Origin of the sequence: Salmonella enterica subsp. arizonae, from assembly GCF_008692845.1 — a bacterium.
GTDB classification, from domain to species: Bacteria; Pseudomonadota; Gammaproteobacteria; order Enterobacterales; family Enterobacteriaceae; genus Salmonella; species Salmonella arizonae.
Genome location: NZ_VXJW01000002.1, coordinates 437117 through 449278 on the forward strand (window position 1 = coordinate 437117; position 12162 = coordinate 449278).

The 12162-nt window shown below is 49.5% G+C and carries 11 protein-coding genes; 8 read left to right on the plus strand and 3 right to left on the minus strand.

Annotated elements, in window-relative coordinates:
• Positions 1-71: 71 nt before the first annotated feature.
• The 3 genes from clpP to bolA all read right to left on the minus strand — a co-directional run bounded on the left by clpP (position 72) and on the right by bolA (position 2904).
• Positions 72-695, minus strand: coding sequence for an ATP-dependent Clp endopeptidase proteolytic subunit ClpP (gene clpP, locus F4V61_RS06725; RefSeq protein ID WP_000122251.1), 624 nt, complete (start codon positions 693-695; stop codon positions 72-74).
• A gap of 246 nt (positions 696-941) precedes the next feature.
• Positions 942-2240, minus strand: coding sequence for a trigger factor (gene tig, locus F4V61_RS06730; RefSeq protein ID WP_058345700.1), 1299 nt, complete (start codon positions 2238-2240; stop codon positions 942-944).
• Between the two features lie 346 nt (positions 2241-2586).
• On the minus strand, positions 2587-2904 hold the full coding sequence (bolA, locus tag F4V61_RS06735) for a transcriptional regulator BolA (protein ID WP_000973433.1): 318 nt from the start codon (positions 2902-2904) through the stop codon (positions 2587-2589).
• A 301-nt stretch (positions 2905-3205) separates the two neighbouring features.
• Here bolA and F4V61_RS06740 point away from each other — a divergent pair, with 301 nt between their 5' ends.
• From F4V61_RS06740 to F4V61_RS06775, 8 genes are all read left to right on the plus strand, one after another.
• Positions 3206-3784 carry a lipoprotein gene (locus F4V61_RS06740; RefSeq protein ID WP_024131985.1) on the plus strand — a complete coding sequence of 193 codons (579 nt, stop codon included), beginning with the start codon at positions 3206-3208 and terminating at the stop codon, positions 3782-3784.
• Between the two features lie 43 nt (positions 3785-3827).
• A complete protein-coding gene (gene ampG / locus F4V61_RS06745) occupies positions 3828-5303 on the plus strand; it encodes a muropeptide MFS transporter AmpG (RefSeq protein WP_058345774.1) in 1476 nt (491 codons plus the stop codon).
• Between the two features lie 452 nt (positions 5304-5755).
• Positions 5756-6712, plus strand: coding sequence for a cytochrome o ubiquinol oxidase subunit II (cyoA, locus tag F4V61_RS06750; RefSeq protein ID WP_012210433.1), 957 nt, complete (start codon positions 5756-5758; stop codon positions 6710-6712).
• Positions 6713-6722: 10 nt separating this feature from the next.
• Entirely contained in the window at positions 6723-8714 is a 1992-nt protein-coding gene (gene cyoB, locus F4V61_RS06755) for a cytochrome o ubiquinol oxidase subunit I (protein ID WP_000467161.1), read from the plus strand.
• Positions 8704-9318: a cytochrome o ubiquinol oxidase subunit III gene (locus F4V61_RS06760; RefSeq protein WP_080161091.1), complete on the plus strand. Its 615-nt coding sequence runs from the start codon at positions 8704-8706 to the stop codon at positions 9316-9318. The genes cyoB and F4V61_RS06760 overlap by 11 nt, the downstream gene beginning before the upstream one ends.
• Entirely contained in the window at positions 9318-9647 is a 330-nt protein-coding gene (locus F4V61_RS06765; RefSeq protein WP_000019878.1) for a cytochrome o ubiquinol oxidase subunit IV, read from the plus strand. The genes F4V61_RS06760 and F4V61_RS06765 overlap by 1 nt, the downstream gene beginning before the upstream one ends.
• A gap of 11 nt (positions 9648-9658) precedes the next feature.
• On the plus strand, positions 9659-10549 hold the full coding sequence (cyoE, locus tag F4V61_RS06770) for a heme o synthase (protein WP_012210434.1): 891 nt from the start codon (positions 9659-9661) through the stop codon (positions 10547-10549).
• 398 nt (positions 10550-10947) lie between these two features.
• Complete coding sequence (locus F4V61_RS06775; protein ID WP_170243773.1) at positions 10948-12006, plus strand: hypothetical protein; 1059 nt, start codon at positions 10948-10950, stop codon at positions 12004-12006.
• The last annotated feature ends 156 nt before the right edge of the window (positions 12007-12162 follow it).

A 12162-nucleotide genomic window follows, 5' to 3' on the forward strand; every position in this document is an offset into this window, starting at 1 on the left:
CTCAGGCGCAAGCCGCTATTCAGCGTTGTGCCGCTTTTATCTATTATAGCGGCACACTTGCGTCCAGGGCATCAATTACGATGGGTCAAAATTGAGTCAACCAAACCGTACTCTACCGCTTCAGGCGCGGAAAGGAAGCGATCGCGCTCAGTATCACGCTCAATCTGCTCAAGAGATTGACCCGTATGGTGCGCCATAAGTTCATTCATGCGCCCTTTTACTTTCAGAATTTCACGGGCGTGAATTTCAATATCCGTCGCCTGGCCCTGGTAACCACCCAGCGGCTGGTGGATCATGACGCGAGAGTTCGGCAAGCAGAAACGTTTGCCTTTCGCCCCGGCAGTCAGCAGAAACGCCCCCATGGAGGCCGCCTGTCCCATACAAATGGTGCTGACGTCTGGCTTAATAAACTGCATGGTGTCATAGATGGACATCCCCGCTGTAATTACGCCGCCAGGAGAATTAATGTACAGATAGATATCTTTTTCCGGGTTTTCCGCTTCCAGGAACAGCATCTGCGCCACAATCAAGTTAGCCATATGGTCTTCGACCTGACCGGTCAGAAATATGACGCGTTCCTTTAGTAGACGAGAATAGATATCAAAAGAGCGCTCACCGCGTGAGGTCTGTTCAATGACCATCGGCACCAGCGCCATATGAGGGGCAAAATTATCTCGTTCTCCGCTGTATGACATTTCCGTCTCCTGGATAAAAATTGAAAAAACCTGCTGTACTGATTGTAACCTGATGGACGGATTATCAGCCAGTCCCTCTGTAATGGGTACGGCATCGCCATAATTCAAGCATAACAATCTTTTGCTCTAACGCTAACACTGAAACTCGGTTTTCGCACCCTTACCATGCAAAATGCGTGACAAAAAAACCCGTCACTGGAAGGTGACGGGTTCTTGTGCGAATTTCGTACTTAATTATACGACGAATCAGGCCTGCTGGTTCATCAGCTCATTGAAGGAAGTAGCTTTTTCAGACACTTTCGCTTTCGCCAGAACCGCTTCAATGGCCTGTTCTTCCAGCGCGACGTTACGCATGTTGTCCATCAGCTCTTTATTTTTGCTGTAGAACTCAATCACTTCTTTTGGATCTTCGTAAGCTGAAGCCATCTCTTCGATCAGGCCTTTCACGCGAACTTCGTCCGCTTTCAGCTCATTGGTGCGAATTACTTCACCCAACAGTAAACCAACAACTACGCGACGCTTAGCCTGTTCTTCGAACAGTTCGCGCGGCAGTTCCAGAGCCTGTTTCTCGTTGCCACCGAAACGCTGAGCAGCCTGACGGCGCAGAACGTCGATTTCGCTATCAATCAGCGCAGACGGAACATCAATGTCATTCGCTTTTACCAGACCTTCGATCGCCTGCGACTTAACACGGTTACGCACAGCGCCCTTCAGCTCGCGTTCCATGTTTTTACGCACTTCAGCGCGCAGCCCCGCTACGGAACCATCTTCTACACCGAAACGTTTGATGAACTCTTCGGTCAGCTCAGGCAGTTCGCGCTCTTCAACTTTCTTAAGGTTGATGGCGAATTTAGCGGCTTTACCTTTCAGGTTTTCAGCGTGGTACTCTTCCGGGAAGGTCACGTCAATGGTGAACTCTTCGCCTACTTTGTGACCTTTAACGCCGTCTTCGAAGCCCGGAATCATACGACCCTGGCCCATTGCCAGAACGAAATCGGTCGCTTTACCGCCTTCGAACTCTTCGCCATCGACAGTGCCGATGAAGTCGAGGGTCACGCGGTCTTCCGCATCAGCGGCGCCGTCTTTTTCTTTCCAGGTCGCCTGCTGCTTACGCAGGGTGTCCAGCATCACATCAACGTCAGCGTCGGTGACTTCAACGACCGGTTTTTCAACTTCGATGGACTCCAGACCGGTCAGCTCAACTTCCGGATAGACTTCAAACTCGACGGAGTAGGTGAAATCTTCACCCACTTTGTATTCACCTGGAACATAGTTCGGCGCGCCTGCCGGATTAATTTTTTCTTTGATGATCGCGTCAACGAAATTGCGGCTCATCAGATCGCCCAACACGTCCTGGCGAACAGAAGCGCCATAACGCTGAGCCACGATATTCATCGGTACTTTGCCTTTACGGAAACCGTCAATACGTACTTTTTTCGCTACGTTGACCAGCTCGCTTTTTACAGCGGTCTCGATGCTGTCAGCAGCGATTGTAATCGTTACACGGCGGCCAAGGCCCTGAGTGGTTTCAACTGAAACTTGCATCTTGTTACCTCAAAAAATCACTGTGCTCGGTCAACTCTACTCCGCAAGCACATGCTATTTGCTTCGCGGAACCGGGATGTTCTCATAATTAATCACATTCCCTGTCGTCAGAATCATCCCGAAGACGTTCATATATAAGACGGCGCATTATAGCGGCATCACTTTTGTGAGTCGAGAACGGTGATTGCGCGATGCTGCGGCGTTTTTCACAATTCCCGGCTAATTTTTGTCTAAATACTGTACGATTCGCTCAAAATTCAGACAAAACAAAACGGCCCGCAGGCCGTTTTCACATAATTCTGTAGCAACATACTGGAAAAGCGGAGGTAGTTGCAAATCCGTTTTGCTACGCGATGCTTCCCGCGCCGCGACAAGGAGGCGACGCGAAGATAGTATCCTGCAACCCTTCCCATTCTTTGAGGGTATAAGTATGCAGTGCCAGCGCATGTACGGTTGTGGAGAGTTCCGCCGTTAACGTACCGTAAATCATCCGATGACGATTAAGAAAACGTTCTCCTGTAAATCGATCGCTTACCAACACGACCTTAAAATGGCTTTCCGATCCTGCAGGAACATTGTGACGATAGCTTTCATCCACAACTTCGAGAAACACGGGGTCGAACGCTGTCCTTAATTTTTCTTCTATTTGCTCACGTATCATCATGAAATCTCCTCCGACAACGCTGTGATGTCACCCATCCCTTTAAATACTAGCCGCTTTTACCGTTTCCATTACAGCATGACAACAAAAATTTAGCTTTCGTCTGATTATTTCAACCAAACGTATGAAGCTTACTGACTTAATCATTCGTTTAGCGGTCAAAATCCCGCTCGCGCCGTTATCAATAACAAATCGTACATTGCGACGAATTTACCTGCGTTGACCACTTCCCCTCGCCGTTAGCGGTGTTATGATGGCGGGAATTTTTATCTATCACGTTTTAAGCGTCATTGAGAGCCCGAATATGTTAAAAAAACTTCTCTTTCCGTTAGTCGCTCTGATTATGCTGGCAGGATGCGCCACACCACCGACGACCATTGACGTCGCGCCGAAGATCACCTTACCGCAGCAAGACCCGAGCCTGATGGGCGTTACCGTTAGCATTAACGGCGCGGACCAACGCCAGGATCAGGCGTTAGCTAAAGTCACGCGTAACAACCAACTGGTGACGTTAACCGCCTCCCGCGATTTACGCTTCCTGTTACAAGAAGTGCTGGAAAAACAGATGACGGCGCGGGGTTATATGATCGGGCCAGGCGGCGCGGTTAATCTGCAAATTATCGTTAACCAGCTATATGCTGATGTTTCCCAGGGCAGCCTGCGCTATAACATCGCCACCAAAGCGGATATCGCGATTATTGCGACTGCGGCAAATGGCAACAAGATGACCAAAAACTATCGCGCCAGTTATTCTGTTGAAGGGCCGTTCCAGGCCTCCAACCAGAATATTGCTGACGCGGTGAACAGTGTTCTGACCGATACCATCGCTGATATGTCTCAGGACACCAGCATTCACGATTTTATCAAGCAAAACGCCCGTTAATTGCAACGGTAAAGCCCGGCGGAAGTCGGGCCTGTAGATGCCTATGCCAAATCATTACTTACGCATTTTCCAGCAACCGCGCTCAGCAATTCTGCTGATCTTAGGCTTTGCCTCCGGTCTCCCGCTGGCGCTCACCTCCGGTACGCTACAAGCGTGGATGACCGTCGAGAATATCGATCTTAAAACGATTGGCTTTTTCTCGCTGGTCGGTCAGGCCTATGTCTTTAAGTTTCTTTGGTCCCCGCTGATGGACCGCTACACGCCGCCTTTTTTAGGCCGTCGTCGCGGTTGGCTGCTCGCCACACAATTGTTATTACTGGCGTCAATTGCAGCAATGGGCTTTCTTGAACCCGGCACGCAGCTACGCTGGATGGCGGCGCTGGCGGTAGTGATTGCTTTTTGCTCCGCCTCGCAGGATATCGTGTTCGACGCCTGGAAAACCGATGTTTTACCCGCAGAAGAACGCGGCGCCGGCGCGGCAATCAGCGTTCTTGGCTACCGATTGGGGATGCTGGTTTCCGGCGGCCTGGCGCTATGGCTGGCCGATCGCTGGCTCGGCTGGCAGGGTATGTACTGGCTGATGGCGGCGTTGCTCATTCCCTGTATTATCGCCACCTTACTGGCGCCGGAGCCGACCGATACCATCCCGGCCCCGAAATCACTGGAACAGGCGGTCGTCGCGCCGCTACGCGATTTTTTTGGCCGCAATAACGCCTGGCTGATTTTACTGCTCATTGTGCTTTATAAATTAGGCGACGCCTTCGCCATGAGCCTGACCACCACCTTTTTGATTCGCGGCGTCGGGTTTGACGCAGGCGAAGTCGGCGTGGTCAATAAAACGCTGGGCCTGCTGGCGACGATCGTCGGCGCGTTATACGGCGGCATGTTAATGCAGCGTCTTTCGCTGTTCCGCGCGCTGCTGATTTTCGGCATTTTACAAGGCGCGTCCAACGCCGGTTACTGGTTGCTCTCCATTACCGATAAAAACATGTTCAGCATGGGCGCTGCGGTCTTTTTCGAAAATCTGTGCGGCGGGATGGGAACTGCCGCTTTTGTCGCCTTATTAATGACGTTATGTAATAAGTCGTTTTCCGCGACGCAGTTCGCCCTACTGTCGGCTCTCTCCGCGGTAGGCCGCGTTTACGTTGGCCCCGTAGCGGGTTGGTTCGTTGAAGCGTATGGCTGGCCGACATTTTACCTCTTCTCGGTTGTCGCCGCCGCTCCCGGACTCTTGCTGTTGCTGGTCTGTCGGCAAACGCTGGAATATAGCTGGCAGAGCGAACGTTTCATTCCCCGCACGGCATACCGTAGCGCCTACAATCTCGCGCTTTTAATCCTGCTCGCGGGCGTCGTTTTGCTGGCAGTATGGATCCTCCTGCTGACCATGAATGCGATGAACTACACCCACTTCTCATTCCTGCCAGGATTGCTTGAGACTGCGGTTGCGGTTGCTGTATGCGGCATTGTCTTTGGTGGATTGCTGGACTACCTGGCGTTACGAAAAACACGTCTGACCTAAAACGTTATTAGCCGTTGTAATAACGACCCGGAATTATAACGGCTAAATAAACATCAATTGATAAAAAATATATTTGTCTTTTTGTGCGCAACAGAATTTTGGAAATTATTGGTAATTTCTACAATACCTATTTTCTTTACACGATTCAGCCAACGAATTTTAAATTTTCGACGCCGATTGTCTTTTTGTTGATAATAAATTGTTAAGTAATTGTTTTATTTTTACATTGGTTATACCAATTACCCTTCAACATTTCACTTACAGACATCATCCGTTATAACGCAAAGTTTCAACAGTGTCTTAAAGTTATTTAGACACACTTGGCAACATATGTGACAAGTACGGCAGAACTTGGTAACACAGCCCCAATCATGTTTACAGTAATGTAACCTTACCGTAAAATGCCCCTACACTTTAAACGCCACCAGGTCCCGTGGAATTGAGGTCGTTAAATGAGACTCAGGAAATACAATAAAAGTTTGGGATGGTTGTCATTAATTGCAGGCGCTGCATTACTCAGTGGCTGTAATTCTGCGCTACTGGATCCCAAAGGACAGATTGGACTGGAACAACGTTCACTGATACTGACGGCATTTGGCCTGATGTTGATTGTCGTTATTCCCGCCATCTTGATGGCTGTTGGTTTCGCCTGGAAGTATCGTGCGAGTAATAAGGATGCGAAGTATAGCCCGAACTGGTCACACTCCAATAAAGTGGAAGCAGTGGTCTGGACGGTGCCTATCTTAATCATCATTTTCCTTGCTGTACTGACCTGGAAAACCACGCACGCGCTTGAACCAAGCAAGCCGCTGGCGCATGACGAGAAACCTATCACCATCGAAGTGGTTTCCATGGACTGGAAATGGTTCTTCATCTATCCGGAGCAGGGTATCGCAACCGTTAACGAGATCGCCTTCCCGGCGAACACGCCGGTTTATTTCAAAGTGACCTCCAACTCCGTGATGAACTCCTTCTTTATCCCGCGTCTGGGTAGCCAGATTTATGCCATGGCCGGTATGCAAACGCGTTTGCATCTGATCGCCAACGAACCCGGAACCTACGATGGTATCTCCGCCAGTTATAGCGGGCCGGGCTTCTCTGGTATGAAGTTTAAAGCTATAGCCACCAAAGACCGCGCAGAATTCGACCAATGGGTCGCAAAAGCGAAGCAGTCTCCGAACACCATGAATGATATGGCGGCGTTCGAGAAAGTGGCTATGCCAAGCGAGTACAACAGGGTGGAATATTTCTCCAGCGTGAAACAGGATTTGTTCAAGGATGTTATTAACAAATTCATGAGCCACGGTAAGAGCATGGACATGACCCAACCTGAAGGCGAGCACAGCTCACATGAAGGGATGGAAGGCATGGACATGAGCCACGCGGAATCCGCCAACTCCAAGGGTTGAGGAAGATAAGATGTTCGGAAAATTATCACTGGATGCAGTACCGTTCCATGAACCTATCGTCATGGTAACGATCGCTGCAATTATCGTCGGGGGACTGGCGATACTGGCAGCGATTACTTACTTCGGTAAGTGGACCTACCTATGGAAAGAGTGGTTAACGTCGGTTGACCATAAACGCCTCGGCATCATGTATATCATCGTCGCGATTGTGATGCTGTTACGTGGTTTTGCCGATGCCATTATGATGCGTAGCCAGCAGGCGCTTGCCTCCGCAGGCGAAGCGGGTTTTCTACCGCCGCACCACTACGATCAGATCTTTACCGCTCACGGCGTGATCATGATCTTCTTTGTGGCGATGCCCTTCGTTATCGGTCTGATGAACCTGGTGGTTCCGCTGCAGATCGGCGCGCGCGACGTTGCTTTCCCGTTCCTGAACAACCTGAGCTTCTGGTTCACCGTTGTCGGCGTTATCCTGGTTAACCTTTCACTGGGCGTGGGTGAGTTCGCGCAGACGGGATGGCTGGCTTATCCGCCGTTATCGGGAATAGAGTATAGTCCCAGTGTCGGGGTCGATTACTGGATATGGGCGTTGCAACTCTCAGGTATTGGTACGACGTTAACCGGTATCAACTTCTTCGTGACGATCCTGAAGATGCGTGCGCCGGGAATGACGATGTTCAAGATGCCGGTCTTTACCTGGGCCTCTTTGTGCGCCAACGTACTGATCATCGCCTCTTTCCCGATTCTGACGGTTACCGTCGCGTTGCTGACCCTGGATCGCTATCTGGGCACCCATTTTTTTACCAACGATATGGGCGGCAACATGATGATGTACATCAACCTGATTTGGGCCTGGGGCCATCCGGAAGTGTACATTCTGATTCTGCCGGTCTTCGGGGTATTCTCCGAAATCGCAGCGACCTTCTCGCGTAAACGTCTGTTCGGCTATACCTCGCTGGTCTGGGCGACCGTGTGTATTACCGTGCTGTCGTTTATCGTTTGGCTGCACCACTTCTTCACCATGGGTGCGGGCGCGAACGTTAACGCCTTCTTCGGTATCACCACCATGATTATCGCCATTCCGACCGGGGTGAAGATCTTCAACTGGCTGTTCACCATGTATCAGGGCCGTATCGTCTTCCACTCCGCAATGATGTGGACCATCGGTTTTATCGTGACCTTCTCGGTCGGCGGGATGACCGGCGTTCTGCTGGCAGTACCGGGCGCGGACTTCGTCCTGCACAACAGTCTGTTTCTGATTGCGCACTTCCATAACGTGATCATCGGCGGTGTGGTGTTTGGCTGCTTCGCAGGTATGACGTACTGGTGGCCGAAGGCGTTTGGCTTCAAGCTGAACGAAACCTGGGGCAAACGCGCCTTCTGGTTCTGGATTATCGGCTTCTTTGTAGCCTTTATGCCGCTGTACGTACTGGGCTTCATGGGTATGACCCGCCGCCTCAGTCAGCAAATTGATCCGCAGTTCCATACAATGCTGATGGTTGCAGCCGCCGGCGCCGCGCTGATTGCGCTGGGTATCCTGTGCCAGTTGATTCAGATCTTCGTTTCCATTCGCGACCGCGAGCAGAACCGCGATCTGACCGGCGATCCGTGGGGCGGTCGTACCCTGGAGTGGTCAACTTCTTCTCCACCGCCATTTTATAACTTTGCCGTTGTGCCGCACGTTCACGAACGTGACGCCTTCTGGGAAATGAAAGAAAAAGGCGAAGCGTACCAACAGCCTGGACATTATGAAGAGATTCATATGCCGAAAAATAGCGGTGCCGGTATTGTTATCGCCGCCTTCGCGACGGTATTTGGCTTCGCCATGATCTGGCATATCTGGTGGCTGGCGATAGTCGGTTTCGCAGGCATGATAATTAGCTGGATTGTGAAAAGCTTTGATGAAGATGTGGATTATTACGTGCCGGTTCGCGACGTCGAAAAACTGGAAAACCAGCATTTCGATGAGATTACTAAGGCAGGGCTGAAAAATGGCAACTGATACTTTAACGCACGCGACTGCCCACGCGCACGAACACGGGCACCATGACGCAGGCCAGACCAAAGTTTTCGGATTTTGGATCTACCTGATGAGCGACTGCATTCTGTTCTCTATTCTGTTTGCTACCTATGCCGTTCTGGTGAACGGCACCGCAGGCGGCCCGACAGGTAAGGGCATTTTTGAACTGCCGTTCGTCCTGGTTGAAACCTTCCTGCTGCTGTTCAGCTCCATCACCTACGGTATGGCGGCGATCGCCATGCACAAGAATAACCAGAGCCAGGTTATCTCCTGGCTGGCGTTGACCTTCTTGTTTGGCGCCGGATTCATCGGGATGGAAATTTATGAATTCCATCATCTGATTGTCGAAGGTATGGGTCCGGATCGCAGTGGTTTCTTGTCGGCCTTCTTCGCACTGGTCGGCACACATGGTCTGCACGTCACTTCCGGTTTGATCTGGATGGCGGTGCTGATGGTGCAAGTCGCCCGTCGCGGCCTGACCAGCACTAACCGTACCCGCATCATGTGCCTGAGCCTGTTCTGGCACTTCCTGGATGTGATTTGGATTTGCGTGTTCACTGTTGTTTATTTGATGGGGGCGATGTAATGAGTCATTCTACCGAGAGCGGCGGCGCATCCCACGGCAGCGTAAAAACGTACATGACCGGCTTTATCCTGTCGGTCATCCTGACGGTTATCCCATTCTGGATGGTGATGACCGGCGCTGCTTCTCCAGCCGTTATTCTGGGATCTATCCTGGCAATGGCAGTGGTACAGATTCTGGTGCATCTGGTGTGTTTCCTGCACATGAACACCAAATCGGATGAAGGCTGGAACATGACAGCCTTTATCTTTACCGTGTTGATCATCGCCATCCTGGTTGTAGGCTCCATCTGGATTATGTGGAACCTCAACTACAACATGATGATGCACTAAGAGCGGCGAGTATGATGTTTAAGCAATACCTGCAAGTAACGAAACCAGGCATCATCTTTGGCAACCTGATCTCGGTGATCGGGGGATTTCTGCTGGCCTCAAAGGGCAGCATCGACTATCCCCTGTTTATCTACACGCTGGTCGGGGTGTCACTGGTTGTGGCGTCGGGTTGTGTATTTAACAACTTCATCGACAGGGATATCGACAGGAAGATGGAAAGGACCAAGAATCGGGTGCTGGTCAAAGGCCTGATTTCTCCTGGCGTCTCGCTGGTATACGCCACCCTGCTGGGTATTGCTGGCTTTATGCTGCTGTGGTTTGGCGCAAATCCTCTGGCCTGCTGGCTGGGGGTGATGGGCTTCGTGGTCTACGTTGGCATATACAGCTTGTATATGAAACGCCACTCTGTCTACGGAACACTGATTGGTTCTCTCTCCGGCGCGGCGCCGCCGGTGATTGGCTACTGCGCCGTAACGGGCGACTTCGACAGCGGCGCGGCAATCCTGTTGGCAATTTTCAGCCTCTGGCAGATGCCGCACTCTTACGCCATCGCCATTTTCCGCTTAAAGGATTATCAGGCGGCCAATATCCCGGTTCTGCCGGTGGTAAAAGGGATATCAGTCGCTAAAAACCATATCACGCTGTATATCATCGCGTTTGCGGTTGCTACGCTAATGCTGACGCTGGGCGGCTACGCAGGTTACAAATACCTGGTGGTCGCCGCGGCGGTCAGCGTCTGGTGGCTCGGCATGGCGCTACGTGGTTACAAAGTGGAGGATGATAAAGTCTGGGCGCGCAAGCTGTTCGGTTTCTCTATCATTGCTATTACCGCCTTGAGCATCATGATGTCCGTTGACTTTATGGTGCCGAACTCACAGAGTCTGCTGACTTACGTCTGGTAAAACCCTGTCACTCAACGTTATTTAAGCTCCACGTGATATAAAAATAACAGGATCATCGAGAGATGAATCCTGTTATTTTACTGTCTCAATAACAACATCCTAAAGTTAGGTCCATCACTTTCACTATCTGACAACATCATTTGCACTGCTCAGCACCAGCGCGTTAGAACATACTCTAACCTATCCTATTGATTTTCAATCATAAAAATTATTTATCGACATTTTTAATATAAAAACAATATTTATAATGATAAATAAAAAACAATTGCACTATTTTTTTGGTTAAATGATTCCTGTTAATAAAATATTCATAAGTATAGTTATGGCACGGCATGAGAATAATATCCTGCCGATACATACAATTATTTATATTCAATATCAAACAACAGGATTATATTATGAACGAACAAGATGTTTATCTGATCAGCAATGAATCTGGCGCCGATAAGTGCCCGGAAGGCAAACTGGCACTATATACTAATGTACGATTCAACACAGGTGAAATGGGAGACATCCTTATTATTTCGCCTAATGTTCAGCTTAATAAAGCACAACTGGAAAGTTATGGTTTTATCGTTGGTGCGCATGACGGTGTTTCTTCTGTTGTTAATAATATGGGCCAGGATGCCACGCTCGTCTCTGGTTTATATTTAGATGGACAAACATTAACGGTTAAACCAGGAACAAATATCCCTACTCTTATTGAGTGTCCTTTAGGTAGTGGAAACTGGAATGACGCGGTTAACTCAGTGGTTTCAGCCGATATTGAAACTGTTGATTTAACCATAAGTATTGAGAGTGAGATTATTCTGGAGGAAGAGGAAGGATATTCAGCACTACTGCAAATTCACAACAATAGCAGTGAGTCCGTAGACAACGTAACTGTTACGGCCAGCTCCAGTAATTCAGCCGTTTTTTCTGTCGAAACGGGCACCCAGACCACCAGTATCGCCGGAAATGAAACAACGAACGTACGTATTCCTTTGCTGGGCAAAGGTCAGGGCTCAGCGACCTTAACCTGTCAACTTACAATGCCATTCGGCATCGTTAATAATGGAAATAATATGACGCAAACTGCCGTAACCGTAAGCGACGTTCGTCCGTTACATGTAACACAAAGCTTTGCTGGTGACTGGCAAGATACATGGCCCAGCACCAAATATATTTATAGCTATAAACTGATTCTCAGCTCTGCTGAAACTGAAGTTGATAAGTGGGAATTATCATTTGCACTTCCTGATGGAGCAGAGGTTTATCCTAAGTGGCTGGAGAGCGAAAGTAGCTGGGTTAAACTTAATACAGAGAAATCGGTTAATGGTAACGTGTATCTGGATAGCGAACCTGGCCATGTTATCGCACCGGACAAGAATATCGAACTGGATATTCAAATCCTGTATCCTAACCAATCATCTGATTACCAGACCCTAAAAAATCTGCGTCTCATGCAACTGGCATAATCGCAGTATTGTTGCTATAAATAGCCACCTTCACCCAGACCGGGTGAAGGTGTTCTCAATACTGCAATAATCACTTATCTATTTTCATCACTACTGCAGAATATAATTTAATCGCCAACTTACTATTACTGACGTCTGTCCCCCATAACCTGCACC

Excerpts from the sequence above, each read along its gene's own strand:
- clpP (WP_000122251.1), bottom strand. The coding sequence starts at position 695 with ATGTCATACAGCGGAGAACGAGATAATTTTGCCCCTCATATGGCGCTG.
- tig (WP_058345700.1), bottom strand. The coding sequence starts at position 2,240 with ATGCAAGTTTCAGTTGAAACCACTCAGGGCCTTGGCCGCCGTGTAACG.
- bolA (WP_000973433.1), bottom strand. The coding sequence starts at position 2,904 with ATGATGATACGTGAGCAAATAGAAGAAAAATTAAGGACAGCGTTCGAC.
- F4V61_RS06740 (WP_024131985.1), top strand. The coding sequence starts at position 3,206 with ATGTTAAAAAAACTTCTCTTTCCGTTAGTCGCTCTGATTATGCTGGCA.
- ampG (WP_058345774.1), top strand. The coding sequence starts at position 3,828 with ATGCCAAATCATTACTTACGCATTTTCCAGCAACCGCGCTCAGCAATT.
- cyoA (WP_012210433.1), top strand. The coding sequence starts at position 5,756 with ATGAGACTCAGGAAATACAATAAAAGTTTGGGATGGTTGTCATTAATT.
- cyoB (WP_000467161.1), top strand. The coding sequence starts at position 6,723 with ATGTTCGGAAAATTATCACTGGATGCAGTACCGTTCCATGAACCTATC.
- F4V61_RS06760 (WP_080161091.1), top strand. The coding sequence starts at position 8,704 with ATGGCAACTGATACTTTAACGCACGCGACTGCCCACGCGCACGAACAC.
- F4V61_RS06765 (WP_000019878.1), top strand. The coding sequence starts at position 9,318 with ATGAGTCATTCTACCGAGAGCGGCGGCGCATCCCACGGCAGCGTAAAA.
- cyoE (WP_012210434.1), top strand. The coding sequence starts at position 9,659 with ATGATGTTTAAGCAATACCTGCAAGTAACGAAACCAGGCATCATCTTT.
- F4V61_RS06775 (WP_170243773.1), top strand. The coding sequence starts at position 10,948 with ATGAACGAACAAGATGTTTATCTGATCAGCAATGAATCTGGCGCCGAT.